We start from the raw sequence: 17,764 nt of genomic DNA, 5'->3' as shown, positions 1-17,764 counted from the left end.
GATTATTTTGTATTTAAATGGAATGCGAATTCTTATTCCAGTCATGCCGGCGGTTCAGAGGCGGGACTATAGTTATCATTCCAGCCGATGATTTATGTTGGGTAGTTGACTGGTTTTTCATTTTATATGACCTGTAGAAGAGCGACCAGACGTGAGTACAAGAGCTTATGAAAGTGTGACATTCGTATTCGTCGTCTGGCTTTAGTATAATTTAATTGAACCTGTAGGCACAGCTGGATAAGGTGTGGTGAAGGTTGATAGTAAAACAAGTGTATTAAGCTAGGAAGGGGAATTCTCTTGAGTAATCGTTCTTTGAATGGAACAGATTTTACCGCAATGGTTTTAGCCGGGGCGGAACAATTACAGCAGCATGCGGAACATGTCAATTCACTAAATGTATTCCCGGTGCCAGACGGTGATACGGGAACTAACATGAATTTGACGATGAGCGCGGGCGTAACGGAATTAAAGAGGGGGGATTCTTCCTCCATCGGTGTCATGTCCGGCATATTATCCAAAGGTTTGCTGATGGGAGCCCGCGGCAATTCAGGGGTTATCCTGTCTCAGTTGTTTCGTGGCTTCAGCCGTTACGCTGCCCCATACGAGGAATTGAATACCCTTCAGTTCGCATCGGCATTGCAGAGCGGGGTGGATGCGGCCTACAAGGCGGTGGTTAAGCCGGTGGAGGGTACAATTCTTACCGTGGCGAAGGAAGCGGCCAAGCATGCTGTATTTTTCTCGCGCCGGACGAACGACATCACGGAATTGATGGAAGAAGTGCTTGCCAAAGCGAAGGAAACGCTTGCCATGACGCAGGACATGCTCCCTGTACTGAAGCAAGTAGGAGTTGTAGATTCGGGTGGGCAAGGCCTTGTGTATATTTATGAAGGCTTTATGCAACATCTTGGAAGCGGCTTGGTGACGTCTCCAACTGCAAAAAATGATAATGTACGCCCGGTTTTTGCTCCTCACGTATCGGAGAGACCTACTGCTACTGCAGTTGTTCCTTCCCCAGATGCGCCGATTTCTGCGCAAGCGAAGCTCGAAACGGATAATATTGAATTTTTGTATGATATGGAGTTTTTTATTAATCGACAATTGGGCGAAGCGCAAGGTACCGATTTTGATGAAGAAGCCTTCCGGAAAGCGTTATCCGTAGATGGTGATTCTATTATCGTAATTTCAGACGATGATGTCATCAAGGTTCACGTGCATTCTAAGGCTCCTGGTGAAGTGCTGAATTTGGCACTGCGTTACGGAGAAATTACACAGATTCGTATTTTAAATATGCGCGAGCAGCATCGTGATTTGTTGTCTGCGGGTATGGATGTTGCTCCTGAGCCTGAGTGGTTTGCTGAAATACCAACAGAGCCTGCACGTGAGGAAGAGCCGTCTGAGCCCCCCGCTCATGAACTGGCATCCTTTGGTTTTATAGCTGTGGCTTCCGGTGAAGGAATTGCTGATATTTTCAGAAGTTTAGGCGTCGATGTTGTCCTTTCTGGCGGCCAGACAATGAATCCAAGCACAGAGGACTTCGTTAATGCGGCGCGCTCGATTGCGGCTCAACATATTTTTATTCTTCCGAATAATTCCAATATTATTTTGGCGGCAGAACAAGCGCGTGAACTGCTAGAGATGGAACGTATGGTGTCGGTTATTCCGAGCAAAACAATTCCTCAGGGCATTGCGGCAGCATTTTCCTTCCAGGAGGAAGAGGCTTTTGAGGTAAATCAGGACAATATGCGTGACGCAGTCACCCGGGTGAAGTCTGGGCAAGTGACCTACGCGGTACGGGATACGACGCTTGATGACCTGCATATTACAGCCGGGCACTACATCGGTATTCAGGATTCCAAAATTGTAGCGACCGAGGAACACTTAATGGCAACGTCCCGTCTTTTGCTAGCGAAAATGCTGGTGAATGGCGATGAAATTGTTACGATTCTCACAGGTTCAGACGCAAATCAAGAGGACACAGATCAGCTTGTTGCATGGCTTGAAGAAAATTATGCGGATGCTGAAGTGGAAGTTCATGAAGGTGGTCAGCCGATTTATCCTTATTTGTTCTCAGTGGAAACCTGATGTGCTTTAGCACGCCCATGGAAGTCCACAACAAAAGGAGGTCTGACTGATGAGCAGTACCATCATTTTGACGGATAGCACGGCTGATATTCCACAAGAATTAGCAGACCGTCTCGGTATAGTTGTTGTACCCTTGACAGTGATGTTCGGCAGCACAGCTTACCTGGACGGCATTGAGATGTCAGCGTCGCAGTTTTACAGCGAACTAGTACGGGCTGATGAGCTGCCTACGACGTCACAGCCTTCACCAGCCCGTTTTTTGGAGACATACACGACGCTGTTAGAGCAATACCCCGAGAGCCAGGTTATCTCTATCCATTTATCCTCGGGTGTGAGCGGAACGTATCAGTCTGCTCTGCTGGGCAAATCCATGCTGGAGAAGCATGAACATAGAGTGACTGTGGTGGATTCCAAATCAGCTTCATACGGATACGGCATGCTAGTGGTTTATGCGGCAGAGCTGGCGGCTGCCGGACACTCCCCGACTGATATTGTTCGGGCTGTGGAACGTCGTGGGGAGCGCCGTTGTTTATATTTCCTGGTGGATACCCTGGAATACTTAAAAAAAGGCGGACGTATTGGCAAGGCAGCGGCAATGGTTGGTACGTTGCTTAACATTAAGCCGATTCTTTCGATTGACAAAGAAGGCATTATTTATTCGGTTGATAAGGCGAGAGGGCATAAAAAAGCGACAGCACGAATTATTGAACTACTGGAGCGGGATTTAAAAGGCCAAAAAATTAATATTGCTGTGGGTCATACGGCAGATCGCTCAGCGGCAGAAGCGTTCGTGGCTCAGCTGGCAGAGCATTTTGAGCTGGGGGATCGAATATATACTGAACTTGGCGCTGTGATTGGGACCCATGTAGGGCCAGGAACGATTGGCATTTTTGTATGGCCGGCCGGAGATGAGAGGTAATATGCTGCAATTGGATCAAATACCTTTAAAACAAATACATGGCGTGAGTGCTCTCAAAGAGGGAGAGCTTCACGCTTTTGGCATTTCTAACATACAGGACATGCTGGAATATTATCCGTTTCGGTATGAAGATTACCGACTGCGCTCGCTAAGCGAAGTGAAGGACGGAGATAAGATTACGGTACAGGCCAAAATTATGGGCATTCCGGTGCTTCAGCGTTACGGGCGCAAATCAAGGTTGACTTGTAAATTGATGGCCGAGGATTGGATGTTTACCGCGACATGGTTTAATCGGCATTTCATGAAGGAGCAGCTAACCTCAGGTCGTGAAATTGTGGTGACTGGTAAATGGGATCTCAAACGTATGCAGATGACTGTTGCAGATTCTGAGTTTCCTGATAAAGGAGTAGCCCGCTCGGGGACGCTTCAACCGGTGTACTCTATAGGCGGCAAGATTACGCAAAGCTGGATGCGAAAAACGATGAATCAGACGCTCCAGCAGTTTGGCGAAATGATCCCCGAAATATTGCCTGAGTTGCTTGTACGCAAATATAGTATGATGCCGCGCAAGCAGGCTATTGCGGGTATACACCAGCCTCAGGACAACCGTGAGGGGCAAGAGGCTCGTCGGCGGATGGTGTATGAGGAGCTATTTTTATTTCAACTGAAAATGCAGGCATTCCGGGCGCTAAATCGTGGTCGAGCGGACGGAGTGGTACATACGGTGGATAACGCCACGATTCGTGAATTTGTAAGGGCTTTGCCTTTTGAATTAACGGATGCACAGAAGAAGGTAGAGCTTGAAATACTGCACGATCTACGCTCACCTTATTGTATGAACCGTCTGCTTCAGGGAGATGTTGGGTCAGGTAAAACAGTTGTTGCTGCCATCGGTTTATTTGCCACAGTACGTTCTGGTTTTCAGGGAGCGCTGATGGTGCCAACCGAAATATTGGCCGAGCAGCATATGCGGTCGCTTCACAAGCTGTTTGAGCCCTTTGGAATCAGTGTGGGCCTACTGACTGGGAGTACAACCGGGAAGAAGCGTAAGGAGCTGCTAGCTGCTCTCCAAATGGGTCTGCTGGACATTGTAGTAGGCACCCATGCTCTCATTCAGGAAGATGTATATTTTCGCCAGCTTGGGCTTGTTGTAACGGATGAGCAGCATAGATTCGGAGTGAACCAGCGTAGTGTACTGCGTCGCAAAGGCTATAATCCCGATGTGCTGACGATGACGGCCACACCGATCCCTCGTACGCTGGCCATTACTGCGTTTGGCGATATGGATGTTTCTACGTTGTCAGAGCGGCCGAAGGGGCGTATTCCAATTTCCACCTATTGGGTGAAGCACGAACTGATGGATCGGGTACTTGGTTTTATTTCCCGCGAGGTAGATCAGGGACGGCAGGCTTATCTGATTTGCCCGTTGATTGAAGAGTCGGAGAAGCTGGACGTACAGAATGCCATTGATTTGCATATTCAAATGCAACAGGCTTTTCCACATTACCGCGTTGGGCTATTACATGGACGGATGACTCCCGCAGAAAAGGAAGAAGTTATGCGTTCTTTCTATGCGAATGAGGTTCAGTTGCTCGTTTCAACGACGGTTGTGGAGGTGGGGGTAGACGTCCCCAATGCGACGCTAATGATCATTATGGATGCGGATCGTTTTGGGCTGTCCCAGTTACATCAATTACGTGGACGTGTCGGACGGGGAGCACATGCCTCGTATTGTGTACTGATCGCTGATCCTAAGTCGGAGGTTGGTCAGGAGCGGATGAAGGTTATGACCGATACGGACGATGGTTTTGAGGTGGCTAGACGCGATCTGGATTTGAGAGGGCCGGGTGACTTTTTTGGCACCAAGCAGAGTGGGCTACCCGAGTTTCGTTTAGCAGATATGGTAGCGGATTTTGAGGTGCTGGAAAAGGCGCGTGAGGATGCAACTGATCTGATCAAGGATGCGTCCTTTTGGACATCTCCGCAGTATGAAGCACTGCGCGGTTATTTGCAAAAAGAGCAGATTTTCCAGGGGGATCTCATCGACTAATCCACCATGAATCATGAGGTTGTTCTAAACGTTTTAAACAGATAGGCACAATGGACAGGCTGGCCGTCATATATTTGGGAATGACCGAATGATATGGGAGGTGTGGCAACATTGAGCTATCAGCAATATGGAATCAGTCCGCAACTGGTGGAGCGGATTAAGTTGAAAATGAAAAATCGTGCGCTCAAGGATCGGGTTAAGCAGCAGATCGAAGGTGTGACTAAAGCGGACCTGCAAAATAAAGCTAAGGTGCGTCATCTTGTGAAGACCACTTCTGCTATTTTAAACGAGCGTTTGACGGCTGCGCAGGAGGAGCAATTGACCGCCTTCGTATTGGCACAAAAAATTGATCCGTCCAATACATTCCATCTAATCAAGCTGTGGGGAATGTTCCGTTGATTGCTATTTGAAGAGGTGCTTCGAAGCGCTCTCCATGTTTTTTGTGAAGCACAGATAAAAAAAGGATTGCCTGATATCAGGCGATCCTTTTTGGTTTGTTTTAGTTAGTTCATTCCCCGGGCAATAGCTAGTGTGAGCTTATCATGAGATTTTTTATTTGTAATGACCGCCAATTTTGATAGACCGTTCCATGGCCTGCCCGGCATCTGTTAACGACGACGCGCGCATAATGATGGACTGACCGTACCGATCCTTTAAAGTGTCCGTCACCTTTTCCAAAGCACGGGATCGCTCCTGGTCCTCAAAAAAATCCAGTTGATACAGTTGATCATCCACCAATCCGCTTAAAGTAACTCCTGCGCGCTTCACAGGCATATGATTCCAAAAAGTATAAAAGATTTTTTTAACGGTTTCATATACCTTTTGGGTATGGTTTGTAGGATCGGGTATCTTCATTTGTCGGGAGAATCCGGTTGGTGCCTCGTAGGGACTGCATATACAATGAACAGTCACAACCGAGCCCATATATCCTTTGCGGCGGGCGTCCCGACACACCTCCTCTGTTAGTTCAAGCAGGATGGTTTCCACTTCCGTAGGCTGGAGATAGTCTCGAGGAAGAGTCATCATATGACCGATGGATTTGGGAGGTGTATTAAATGTTTCCGGCTTGACCGGGCTGTGATCGATCCCGTTAGCAGTTCGCCATATTACCTCTGCCTGAATATCGGACTGCTTACCGAAATGAGACCGGAATTTGTCCTGTAGCCGAGGTAAGGGAGTACGTGCGATATCTCCAATGGTGTGTAGTCCAAGCTTCTCCAAATGCCGTTCCATTCGTGAACCGATGCCGAACATAAGACGTACTGGCTGGGGCCATAGCAACGCTGCAATATCGGATGCAGGTAACAAGAAAATGCCACTGTCATTTTTTTTAGCCCATATATCTGTTGCGGTTTTAGCCAGCATTTTGTTGGAGCCGATACCAATTCGAATCCATACTCCTGTTTGTGCCAGTACCTTTTGCTGAATTTCACTTGCAATACTCACCGGATCCCCGAACAGAGAGAGGCTTCCGCTCATATCCAGAAACTGTTCATCAATGCTGAAAACCTCAACCAAATCCGTATATTCATTATAAATTTCTGTTATTTTTAATGAGACATCGATATAATGCTGCATACGCGGACGTACAATGATAAGGTCAGGACATTTTTTCACCGCTTCTCCCAGACGTTCTGCTGTAGATATACCGTATTTTTTGGCCAGCGGACACGCAGCTAAAATAATGCCTGAACGAAGTGCAGGGTCACCGGCCACAACGAGTGGTTTATGTTGGTATTTGGGTTCATCTGCTTTTTCGATGCTGGTATAAAAACTTTGGCAGTCCGATAAGAATATGGTTCTATTTCTGCGTTCCTCCAAAAATAAGACCTCCTTTCCTGATATGTGTGGATCATCCTTCCAAAATATTCTTGAATGTATACTCTTATAGTAGTATTATATACAGAACAAGTGTTCCTAATACAAATGTATTTTTTGGAACGTTACAGTTTACGGAAAACCTAACATGGCGTATCATAATATCTTGAGCAAAAACAAGTGGAAATGAATGAATATTGAGGGGAGAAAACCATTTTTATGAACCCAAAACGTCGACCATCATCTCAAAAACGCAGTAGGTGGCGTATTTTTGGCAGAGTTTTGCTGATTAATATCAAGTGGTTCTCGTTTGCGGGTGTACTTGGAGTGCTATTTGCTGGAGGTCTTATATCCGGTTATGTAGCGGCACTGGTTCATGATGAACCTGTACGATCACGTCAGTTGATATATGAAAAGGTAAATGAGAACGCTCTGACCAGCTTTGTATTTTTTAATGATCAGGTAACTCCGGTTGGAAGAATGCGCATGGAGGAGGATCGACAGCTCGTTGATCTGAAGGATGTCCCTCAGTCTATTGTGGACGCCCTCATTTCAACGGAAGACAGCCAATTTTATGAGCATCGTGGTGTGGATTTAAAGGGAACAGCGCGTGCTGTTAAACAGAAGCTTTTGAATGAAAACCGCCAAACAGGCGGCAGCACACTGACGCAGCAGGTAGCCCGAAGGGTTTTTCTCAGTCTGGATAAGACGGACAGCCGCAAGGTGAAGGAAATGCTGCTGGCACTGCGTATGGAGCGTTTTATGGGTAAGGATAAAATATTAACGGCTTACTTAAACAAAATGCCCTTTGGTAATGGTTCCGCTGGTTACAATTTATATGGAATCAAGTCTGCTTCTTTAGGGATTTTCAATGTAAGTGATCTACATAAGCTTCATATTGCTCAGGCGGCTTATTTGGCAGGCCTTCCCCAACTGCCATCTGTTTATTCCGCTTTTGATGGTAAAGGGAACTTTGATGAAGAAGGCTTCAATAAAGCGATGGAGCGCCAACGTGTCGTGTTGGGAAGAATGCTGGCAACAGGTAAACTTACGCTATCCGAATATAACGAGGCGCTTCAATTTGATGTGAAAGCCACTCTTGCGCCACATCGCGAAAAAAGTTATAACACATTCCCTTATTTAATGCTGGAGACAGAGCGGGAAGCCGCCCAATTGTTAGCGCTCCAGCAAAATCCGGATATCACGGCATCCGAGATTTCCAAGCCTGAGCATGCCGAGCTTCTTCAAAATACGCGAGAAGAGTTGCAACGGTCCGGATATCGAATTTATACAACGATAAATAAGAGAATTTATAACAATATGCGGCAGATTGCAGCCAATCCACAAAACTTTTCTCCATACAGTAAGAAGAAGGGATTAGAGCAGATTGCAGCAATCATGATTGATCATAAAACAGGGGCTATACTCGGTATGATCGAGGGCAGGGATTTTAATACCGAGCAAATGAACTATGCAACTCAAATGACACGTCAGCCCGGTTCTGCCATGAAGCCTATTGCTGCTTATTTACCTGCTTTGGAAAAGGGCTACACTCAGCCAGCCGGTCTTATTGATGATTCACAAATCATATTGAAAGACGGGCGTAAAGGTTATCATATTCCTAAAAATTATAACAGACGGTACGAGGGGCTTATGACAGCCCGTGAAGCACTCAATCGGTCAATCAATATCCCTGCACTGAGGCTGTTCTTATATGAAGTTAAAATTCCAAACGCTTGGAATTTTGTGCGTTCTCTTGGAATTACGACGATTCAGCCGCAGGATGAACATGCTCAGACAGGGGTTCTAGGTGGACTAAGCAAAGGGGTATCCGTCGAGGAACTGACCGCAGCATATGGAACGATTCCCAATATGGGTGTATATAATGCACCTCATCTGATTAGCAAAATTACGGATGCCAACGGGAAGATCATATATGAATTTAAACCGCAGACGAAGCGTGTATATTCGCAGCAAACCGCATTTTTGATGACGGATATGCTTAAAACTGTTATATCAGATCCGAGGGGAACTGGTAAACGCCTGCAAAATGCTTTTAAAAGCTACGGTGCCATTGATATCGCCGGTAAAACCGGTACAACACAAAACTTTGGTGATGTGTGGTTTATGGGGTACACACCTGACGTTACACTAGGCGTCTGGGCTGGTTACCGCCAACAGGTTAATACATTATCTCAAGAAGGCCATTCCAGAGCACAGTCAGTGTGGGCACTGATCATGAATGAGGCGGTCAAGGACCAGCCTGAACTTTTTAAGAATAAGCACTTTATACGGCCGGAAGGTGTTGTAAGAGTTACGGTTTCTAGCCTTACAGGTAAGCTGCCAGGGCGTTATTCCCGTCAATCGGGTCAACTTGTGACTGACTGGTTTAATCAAAAGTATGTGCCTACTGAAGTTGGAAGAGAACGGCTTCCGCGTTCTGCTAGACCAGTGGTCCCGTCCAAACCAGATATCAAGGAAAAAGAAGTCCCAGAGGTTGAGGTACCTGCAATAGATCAAGAGAAAATTCCACCAGAGGAAACGGATCCTGCTGTTCCTGAAGCAGACACAGAGATAGAAATGCCTGATGAGAATAACGATGTGCCATCAACAGATACTTCGCAACCTTCTGTTGAAAACGAACAGGGGACTCCTTCTGAATCGGAAAGCCAGAGTGAGACTCCCAAAACCCAATCTGATGAAGTTATTTATCCAGAAATAATATCTGATCAACCCAAAAACTAAACGACAGGAACGGCTTAGTTTAAAATGCCGTTCCTGACAATGTCTACAGTGACCTGCGGATGAAAACGGACATTGGGATATTCTTTATTCCAATCTACACTTTTCCATACTGCTGGATGATGAGCGATCAACTGTCTGCCTACGCCAAAGGCATCACATCCATTTTCCTGAAGTGTACGGATAATTTGTTCCGCATCCTGGGTCATGATTTCGGAAAGTTGACGGTTTAGACGCCGTACGTTAGCTTTATCTTGAAGATGATTACGTGCATATTCAACAATATCGACAGGCAATTTCAGGTTAAGCTCCACATCAATTTGTCCATCGCGCTGAACTTTCACTTTAAGGCTACGTTTGACATTCTGAATGTTAGCCTGATACGTAATAAAGTTTTGCACATCACCGACAGATCCTGGATGTATCCTTTTTACAAAGCGAGCTGTATTTTTCCACTTTCCAGTCATCAGGACATATAAAACACCTTGCTCATTACTTAGGCTTCCTGTGAATTTTTGTCCGTGAAATAAGGCAATTCCACGTGCTGTAATATCTTCTCCTTCTTTGGAAAGATAGGGAAGCACAAAATCTTGACCCGGATCAAGCATTGGGGGGAGCAGTGTCTCCAGTGTCATTTCCGGGAACAAACACATTTCCTCAAGGCTTCTGATTTTTTTGGTTATAAATTCGCCAATTAAGAGGTTACCTATGCCTTTTTGATCTATTATTTCTCCAGCTAATCCATCTACAATAGCTACCTTGACATGGGAAGTCGGATGGTCAGGCTCACGATACAACACATCCAGATAGGGATATAGATCTTTTCGGGCCAAGCTTGTACCATACAGAATAACTCCGTATTTGAAAAAGCGGATATCCCCGGTTACTTTGGCTCGGATTTTGTCTGTACTTTGCCGAACGGAATGGCCGGTGCCTGAGTGAATTTCATTGGTGCTTTTACCTTGATTGCTTTGAGAATCGTCTACAACCTCTAGCGTTTGTAGCAACATGCCTTCAGGAGTGAGATCATAAGCCGATGCATTTGCCAATCGGGCATCCTTCAAATTGTCCTGATCCCAGCAGCCTGTTATAAAAATGAGTAGAGTTAGCATTCCAAGCGTTCTGCTCTTTTTTTTCATGTTTCAGGTCCCTCCTTTTTTTTGAAGAGATACGATAGGATCAGCAGCAGAAAAGGGAACACAATTAGGAAAAGATAAGCAGAGTTATTAGCTATGGAACCAATAAGCTCGAAATCTTCTCTTCGTTGAGGCAAATAGGCAATACAACATGAGGCGAGCACAACAAAGGGAACCGCCTTTTTGTGACTCTTTTGCTTGAATAGATAGCTTATTCCGTAAGACGCCGCATAATAATAACCACTTATAGCACCAAAGATCGAAATGAGCCAAATCGGCAGAAAAATAAAATCGACCCGATCCATCGTTCCCAGTGGAATGGATCTGAGCAAATAAATGACTGGCTCCGGCATTAATTCAAGCTGTTGGGGGCTGAATACGGTTGTACAGGTAAATACAGTAAAACAATACAATAGTACCACGATCGCGTTAGCTGCCAAAATTGACTTGAGCTTGCCTATACTTTTGCCCTCAACCATGGGAAAGACGACAAGAATGAACTCAAAACCAAACATCGCTAGGAGCGTTTCTTTTGAACCGACAATAATACGGGGCCATCCCGCCTCAGTCAGAGGTAGCAGATAAAGCGGGTTGGACTGCTTTATACCATAGCTAATTAACAGCATCATGGGAAAAATCAGAAATGAAATTAAAACAAGCACTCGAGCAATTGTTCTTAAATTTTCGCGAACCAGATATATGCTACTGAACAAAAACAGGGCAAGTATAGCCCAACGGGGAGTATATTGCAGCATCCAGCGATTGATGACGTCATATGCGTTCACAAGAACGGAGGTACCCATAAGCAGATAGTAAGCAATGTAAGCCACAGTCAATGCTTTTCCAATCCAGCAACCAGTAATTTGGGTTATATTTGATAAATCGAAGAGGAGGGAAAACGTCTTAGCAGAAGCCAGCACATCAAAATAATGAGTTGAATCAAAAGGCCGCCAATAATGACAGATATCCAACCCCCTCCTTTAGCTGAAAGGTGCATCTGATAGGGAAGTGACAAAATGTCTACGCCAATCTCAAACTTGATGATGAGAAAAAAAAGTTGACCCGATGCAATGGTACTTTCTTTATTCACGTCGTTTCCAGCTCCTAGAGTCGTTCTGCTGCTTCAATTTTTGGGCTTGGGAATCATATGGTCGCTGATGAAATGTCCAAATTGGAAAGCGGATAAAAACATCTTTCATATCACCGAGCCGGAATGGTGCAAGAGGAGCAAAGTAGGGCGTACCAAAGGTCTCCAGCTTGCAAAGGTGGATAGTAAGAAAAAGTAAACCGAAAGCAATGCCAATGTATCCAAACAAGGCTGCAGCAATCATCATCGGAAAACGAAGGATACGAACCGCTGAGCTCATTTCATGAGAAGGCACTAAAAAAGAAGAAATGGCTGTTAACGAGACGACGATGATCATCGTATACGACACGAGACCAGCCCGAACGATAGCATCTCCGATGACGAGGCCACCAACGATTCCAATAGTTTGGCCAACCCGACTGGGTAGACGGACCCCGGCTTCTCGTAGCACCTCAAAGATCAATTCAAGCAGCATAGCCTCCACAATCGCTGGGAATGGAACATTTTCCAGCGATTTTTTAATGGTATGCGCCAACTCTAGTGGCAAAATAGCTGGATGAAAAGCAATCGTCGCAATGTAAATGGCAGGCAGCGTAAAAGCGATCAAAAAGCTCATCATTCGAATCGTTCTTAGAAATGAACTAATAATCCAACGGCCGTGATAATCATCTGGACTTTGGTAAAATGCAAAAAAAGAGACGGGAGCTATTAGAGCAGTAGGGCTACCTTCAGCCAAAATCGCTATCCGTCCCTCCATTAGATTGGCGGTCACACGATCCGGTCGTTCCGTGCTGAGCTGTTGAGGGAAGAGGGAAAAAGGGTTGTCCTCAATAAACTCTTGAATAAAACCGGGGGGGGGAGCACCATATCGGAGGAGATCGCTTTAATTCTCGTTTTCACTGCTTCCACTAGCTCAGGATTAGCCAAGTCTTGAACATAGACAATAGCGATTTTAGTCCGGGTTTTAGATCCCACATAGAAGTAGCGTACAACCAGCGACGGTGTGACAATTTGTTTGCGAATCAGATTCAGATTGATGGATAACTGCTCAATGAATCCATTGTGCGGTCCGCGAATAACCCCTTCGTTTTCTGGTTCGTCCGTACTGCGAGTATATGTCTTTTCGGAAGAAAGGATAAAAAATTCTTCCGCCCCATTTATCATAAAAATGCAATATCCCTGAATAAGTGAGTCAGCAGCATTTTGAAGGTCGGTGTCTTTTTGACTGCTTAAGGTGGTGAACATTTGATGAGAGACTGCATCGATTTTCTCATATAAGGCACTCAGGATATGAGTTTGAATCATCTCCTGATCTACGAGCGAATCAATATAGAGCAGCATACCGTCTTTGCCGTCAACGGAAATTGCCTGTTTTTTTAAATCATCCGTATAAAAAAGGGCTTGCTCAATAAAGGAAACATTTCTGTTTAATTCAACGGAAGCTGCGTCATGTCCAGCCAAGAGAGCCCTCCTTTTTTGGATGAGATAGGCATAATGTGTGCCATATGGATTGAATTTATCCATGATCTGGTGACTTATCCATTCTTGAATCACCTTCACTTCGCGTAATGCAATAGTTTTATACTAGAATTTAGGTTGAAAATGGGAAATGGGTTGGTTATTTTGCAAGGAATGAAATTTAATCGTGCAAGAACTAGAGACTAGATTACAAGGGGGCTTAATCTTGCGTCGGATCAATTCCTAGATAGTGTCCCAGTTTCCGCCGGACCTCGCTGCGGGCAAAGGATGAAAGCATGAAAAATCGTCTTTGATAGCCGCGGCATATATACAAAACCTCTACGCCTTCATGATTTCGGATTTCGCTGTATATTTTAACCCCTAGTGTTTTCATTCGCGCCTTTGTCTCTGCTAATTGAACAGCTACACGCTGTTGTACTCCAGTCAGGCTACGAACATACAAATCAGGCATTTTTAGAGGGGAGGTATGTATAATACGAATGTCTCGTTCCAGCACATCCAGCACAAGAGTTAGAAGTACACAGATCTTGACTAGCCCTGCGTCTTCTTCAGAAGGCAAAGGAGCTTTATTCTTGTGGTTCAGTGTCTTTTGGCTTGGCATAAAAATCTCCTTTACTCCGAGTAAGAATACAATATATAATCATTATATAGAACGTATGTTCTGTTTATACCTCATCATAGGGATTTTTCCAAGGCAAAAGCAATCCTCAATTATTGGAAAAGTGGTAGAGAGCGATACCCATGTACCATTGTGTAAAGAATTCTTGAGTTTATCGCCAATGACAGTCAAACAGAGTTTATGTTAAGCTAATGGATAAAAACTTACATAAAAGAGGAGATCGTTCTGACTGCGGTCAGCCTCTACTATTTAACTTAAGAAAGTGGAGAAAGAAGGTATACATATTGTCACGTTCGTTATATGCAGCTTTATTATTGTTGAGCCTCATTTGGGGCGGTTCGTTTATGTTTATCAAGGTGTTGTTGCTACATCAAGTAGGACCGTGGACTATTGTATTTCTTAGATCCAGCTTTGGACTTATTTTTATCGTCTTATTAATGCTACTTATGCGCAGGCCGTTTAAAATTAAAAGCATTCCGTGGAAATCGGTTACTCTGGTAGCTTTGGTCAACATGGTTTTGCCATGGACATTGATCGGTTTTAGCGAGACCAAAATAGCTAGCAGTATGGCTTCTGTATTGAATGCCACCACGCCAATATGGACCATGTTGGTGGGGCTTGTTTTTTTCGGGGCTATTTTTCATCGGATGCAGTGGTTAGGAATGGGGCTCGCTTTTATAGGAATTATTATTTTATTGGGTATTAATCCTGCATCTATTATTTCTGTTGATCCTGTAGGTTTTGGGTGTATGCTGCTTGCGACTCTCTGCTATGGATTTGGAACACAGCTCTCCAAACGTTTTCTCTCCAATCTTTCCATGTATCAGGCTACCTTTGCGACACTGTTTGGTGCGGCGGTAGGGGGGGGTATTATGATGGCAATTGTGGAGAGACCTGATTTGTCGATTGTTTCTGATCCAGGTGTATTGGGTTCCCTTATAGGGCTGGGAGTTTTGGGATCAGGAGTAGCATATATTTTGTTCAATTACATGATTTTGCGGGGGAGCGCGGAATTTGCTTCTTCGGTGACGTATTTTGTGCCAGTAAGTGCCATCGTATGGGACTTTTTGCTCCTGAATGAACATATCGGCTGGAATGTTCTTACAGGACTTGTCCTTATACTTGGAGGGGTGTTTATGGCCAACCAGCGTAGAACCGCCAAATTAAGTGGATAATAATCTAAACAGAAATAAAATACGCTTTGGGCTATATTAAATGTACATTCGCCAAACCTTCGGTATAATACGTTAATTCGCACATACAATAAAGCATGCTCACACATAAAATAAAATATGGTGCAGCAAAAAAGCAAGCTGTTTAGCAGGTGACAAGGTGTGGTATAATAAATTATAGAATTATATGCACCACAGAAATGTCGGAGTTTTATTCCACAAAAGAAAGGATCAGGATACCATGTGTCCCCGAAGGATACTTCCCCAAAGGACGATTTGGAAACGATTTGATCTGTCTTATACTTAGCTTTTCCGCGGAGTAACGTCAAGTTGCGAAAGCCAACTCTGCGGAAGAGGGGATTGTACATGCGAAGGACCAAGTCCTCCAGGCACATCTTATCCGGTAGCTTCCGTAAGAGTGGGTTCATCCACATCAAACTTACGAGAAACCGAGGGAGCCTGTATGAGGAAAACTTACGAATCTATCGTGAACAATGGAGCATTGAGACAGATTGCTGTCATGTTGCTCGGAACATGCATTTTAGCTTTTACGTACTATCACATTAATGCTCAAAATCATTTGTCAGAAGGCGGATTTGCAGGCTTGGCCCTGCTGGGACATTACGCGTTTGGCATATCTCCAGCATGGAGTATGTTGCTGCTTGATATTCCCGTCATATTGCTGGCATGGGTACTGAAGGGCAGAAGATTTATGCTGCTTGCGTTAATCGGAGCCGTCGCTTTTTCACTGTTTTATGCAGGATTTGAGAAGTATTCGACTCTGGTTATAGATCTACATGGAAATCTGCTGATAGCTGCTCTACTTTGTGGGGTGCTTACAGGTTTGGGAGCCGGAATCGTATTGCGTTTCGGTGGAGCAACCGGGGGCGATGATATCTTATCTCTGCTGATCAGTGAGTGGCGCGGGTGGAAAATCGGCAACGTGTTTATTGTCAGTGACATCATCGTATTAGGATTATCACTGTTGTATCTGCCTATGAAGGAAACAATGTTTACAATACTGGCTGTGTGGCTTGCCGGAAAAATAATTACATGGACGACCACGTTCCAACTGCACCGACCTGTGAAAAAGGTACTGCCAGCGGCTATTCCCGCTAAAAAGGTAGTTGCCAAAACAGTGCCGGTCGTCCACAGCCTTCGTCAATAAGGAAAGGGTGTTACGTCAGGAGAGAAATCTTCTTTCGTAACACCCTTTCGCTGTATTCAGCTTCTATCAGGAAGGCTTTAAAGTAGAATGGATGCGTCCATCCCGGTCATGAATAATTGCAGAAATCTGTTGGCGTTCTACAAAACTTTGAGCCTCATCAATCGCCTCGTTTTTGTGTTTAAAGGTTGAAATGGGCTGGTTGTATCCCTCTTCTTTGATTGCCCAGCGATCCTCGTACGGCACCACATGAATGGGTTCCTTCTCATCGGAAGAAGCGGAAGGATGGTCGTGTACATTTTCGCTTGAATGCTGTTTTTCATGTTTTTTAGGTTTCTCATCTTGCTCGGCAGGATGATTATCGTTCCATTCCTCGGCTTGGGAAGTGGCAATCGCAATCGAGCGTCCTTCTTCATAGCCGTCACGGAGTAGAGCGTTAGCAATATCAACGGCTTTTTCTCGCACCCGAGGTTCCAGGTTTTTCATGGATGGAGGGTAATCATGTTTGTTCCAAGGCATAGTTGCACACTCCTTATAGCAGATGATGTATTATGTATTACCCGTTGTCAGCTTAAACAAACGGAAATCAAAGAAATGAATATATTGTAAAATGTATCTTGAAAAAAAGCGTATAATGGTGTGCAGAATACGAGGAAAAGGAGTGAAGCATTTGCTTGCCTGGGGTTTTGTTTTTTTGCTGACTATCATCATTCATACTACAGATAGCTTGTCCTATGCTCTCCGGCTTGGTGGTTTGCGAGCGCGTCGGATTGGATTGGCGTTAACCGTTGCGGGAATGCTGCTGTTGGTTTCACGCACCTCTAACATGGCGCAGGGGCCTTTACTCGGAGGGATGGTCGATCAGGCTAAAGCTGCAGCACAAGTGGGCGTAACGGATATTAGACTGGAACTATATATGCATGCGGTACTGCTGGCAGCAACCGTTGGAACCATGCTTGCTATTTTACTGTATCCAACAGTGGTACGCATGTCAGCCAGATGGATTGTGCATTTGGAGCATACCGGATCTATTCCGGCTTTGGTGCGTCATTTAATGCTGCGAAGTCGCTGGAAGCATGCAGGCTACTACATAAAGCGCCCTACCTGGTCCATGCTAACCTCACTGATTGGCGGAGCGATACCCAAGCGTCTAATTATTCTGAATATAGCTGTTACTGCCATTTATACAACTGGAGTAGTATCTGCTTTATATGCATCATTCCTGTGGCCTGCTCAAGGTACAGCCATGTCAATGTCGTCAGGTCTAATCAATGGCGTCGCAACGGTATTACTGACCTTGTTAATTGATCCAAGATTGGCGGTTCTGTCGGAGAAAACGCTGCGAGGGGAGCTACCCTTAACTCGGATGAACAGCATGTACGGTTGGATGATCATCTCGCGTTTGGCAGGTACTTTATTAGCTCAGCTATTGCTAGTACCGCTAGCCATTTGGCTTGGATGGGTAATGAGTTAAATTGCTAGCTTACGTAATGAT

Annotated in this window: 12 protein-coding genes and 2 pseudogenes; 8 read left to right on the top strand and 6 right to left on the bottom strand. The window is 45.0% G+C overall.

Annotated elements, in window-relative coordinates; all coding sequences use genetic code 11:
- Window positions 1-297: 297 nt before the first annotated feature.
- The 4 genes from ACYCSE_RS25510 (at window position 298) to ACYCSE_RS25495 (ending at window position 5,450) form a co-directional block, all read left to right on the top strand.
- Window positions 298-2,082, top strand: a complete 1,785-nt coding sequence (locus ACYCSE_RS25510; RefSeq protein ID WP_452567108.1) for a DAK2 domain-containing protein — start codon at window positions 298-300, stop codon at window positions 2,080-2,082.
- Window positions 2,083-2,131: 49 nt separating this feature from the next.
- Window positions 2,132-3,001 (top strand): DegV family protein, encoded by an 870-nt coding sequence (locus tag ACYCSE_RS25505; RefSeq protein ID WP_069289871.1) that lies wholly within the window; start codon window positions 2,132-2,134, stop codon window positions 2,999-3,001.
- Window position 3,002: 1 nt separating this feature from the next.
- Window positions 3,003-5,051 (top strand): ATP-dependent DNA helicase RecG, encoded by a 2,049-nt coding sequence (gene recG, locus ACYCSE_RS25500; RefSeq protein ID WP_069289870.1) that lies wholly within the window; start codon window positions 3,003-3,005, stop codon window positions 5,049-5,051.
- A gap of 111 nt (window positions 5,052-5,162) precedes the next feature.
- The gene (locus ACYCSE_RS25495) at window positions 5,163-5,450 is read left to right on the top strand and encodes a stage VI sporulation protein F (RefSeq protein WP_061829033.1); all 288 of its coding nucleotides are present in this window, start codon (window positions 5,163-5,165) and stop codon (window positions 5,448-5,450) included.
- Between the two features lie 153 nt (window positions 5,451-5,603).
- Here ACYCSE_RS25495 and ACYCSE_RS25490 read toward each other — a convergent pair whose 3' ends face one another.
- Complete coding sequence (locus ACYCSE_RS25490; RefSeq protein ID WP_459700554.1) at window positions 5,604-6,872, bottom strand: DNA polymerase IV; 1,269 nt, start codon at window positions 6,870-6,872, stop codon at window positions 5,604-5,606.
- Window positions 6,873-7,088: 216 nt separating this feature from the next.
- Between ACYCSE_RS25490 and ACYCSE_RS25485 the strand changes: the two genes are divergently transcribed.
- Entirely contained in the window at window positions 7,089-9,614 is a 2,526-nt protein-coding gene (locus ACYCSE_RS25485; RefSeq protein ID WP_459700552.1) for a transglycosylase domain-containing protein, read from the top strand.
- 14 nt (window positions 9,615-9,628) lie between these two features.
- Here the strand turns inward: ACYCSE_RS25485 and ACYCSE_RS25480 are convergent, their stop codons facing one another.
- The 4 genes and pseudogenes from ACYCSE_RS25480 to ACYCSE_RS25465 all read right to left on the bottom strand — a co-directional run bounded on the left by ACYCSE_RS25480 (window position 9,629) and on the right by ACYCSE_RS25465 (window position 13,914).
- Entirely contained in the window at window positions 9,629-10,750 is a 1,122-nt protein-coding gene (locus ACYCSE_RS25480) for a Ger(x)C family spore germination protein (protein ID WP_459700549.1), read from the bottom strand.
- Window positions 10,747-11,837 (bottom strand): annotated as a pseudogene (locus ACYCSE_RS25475) (GerAB/ArcD/ProY family transporter). The gene ACYCSE_RS25480 and the pseudogene ACYCSE_RS25475 overlap by 4 nt, the downstream one beginning before the upstream one ends.
- Window positions 11,830-13,295, bottom strand: a pseudogene (locus ACYCSE_RS25470) (spore germination protein). The pseudogenes ACYCSE_RS25475 and ACYCSE_RS25470 overlap by 8 nt, the downstream one beginning before the upstream one ends.
- A gap of 217 nt (window positions 13,296-13,512) precedes the next feature.
- Window positions 13,513-13,914: a hypothetical protein gene (locus tag ACYCSE_RS25465; RefSeq protein WP_069289864.1), complete on the bottom strand. Its 402-nt coding sequence runs from the start codon at window positions 13,912-13,914 to the stop codon at window positions 13,513-13,515.
- A 302-nt stretch (window positions 13,915-14,216) separates the two neighbouring features.
- On the opposite strand from ACYCSE_RS25465, the gene ACYCSE_RS25460 reads away from it, so the two are divergent.
- Both ACYCSE_RS25460 and ACYCSE_RS25455 read left to right on the top strand, forming a co-directional pair.
- Window positions 14,217-15,107 carry a DMT family transporter gene (locus tag ACYCSE_RS25460; RefSeq protein ID WP_459700547.1) on the top strand — a complete coding sequence of 297 codons (891 nt, stop codon included), beginning with the start codon at window positions 14,217-14,219 and terminating at the stop codon, window positions 15,105-15,107.
- Window positions 15,108-15,567: 460 nt separating this feature from the next.
- Complete coding sequence (locus tag ACYCSE_RS25455; RefSeq protein ID WP_013310869.1) at window positions 15,568-16,272, top strand: YitT family protein; 705 nt, start codon at window positions 15,568-15,570, stop codon at window positions 16,270-16,272.
- Between the two features lie 66 nt (window positions 16,273-16,338).
- Here ACYCSE_RS25455 and ACYCSE_RS25450 read toward each other — a convergent pair whose 3' ends face one another.
- On the bottom strand, window positions 16,339-16,788 hold the full coding sequence (locus ACYCSE_RS25450) for a DUF2188 domain-containing protein (RefSeq protein WP_069289863.1): 450 nt from the start codon (window positions 16,786-16,788) through the stop codon (window positions 16,339-16,341).
- Window positions 16,789-16,939: 151 nt separating this feature from the next.
- On the opposite strand from ACYCSE_RS25450, the gene ACYCSE_RS25445 reads away from it, so the two are divergent.
- Window positions 16,940-17,743 carry a lipid II flippase Amj family protein gene (locus ACYCSE_RS25445; protein ID WP_069289862.1) on the top strand — a complete coding sequence of 268 codons (804 nt, stop codon included), beginning with the start codon at window positions 16,940-16,942 and terminating at the stop codon, window positions 17,741-17,743.
- Window positions 17,744-17,764: the final 21 nt, after the last annotated feature.

This window comes from Paenibacillus sp. SEL1 (assembly GCF_054602535.1).
The sequence above is the reverse complement of the archived record's forward strand: the minus strand, read 5'-3'. Positions and strand labels throughout refer to the sequence as shown.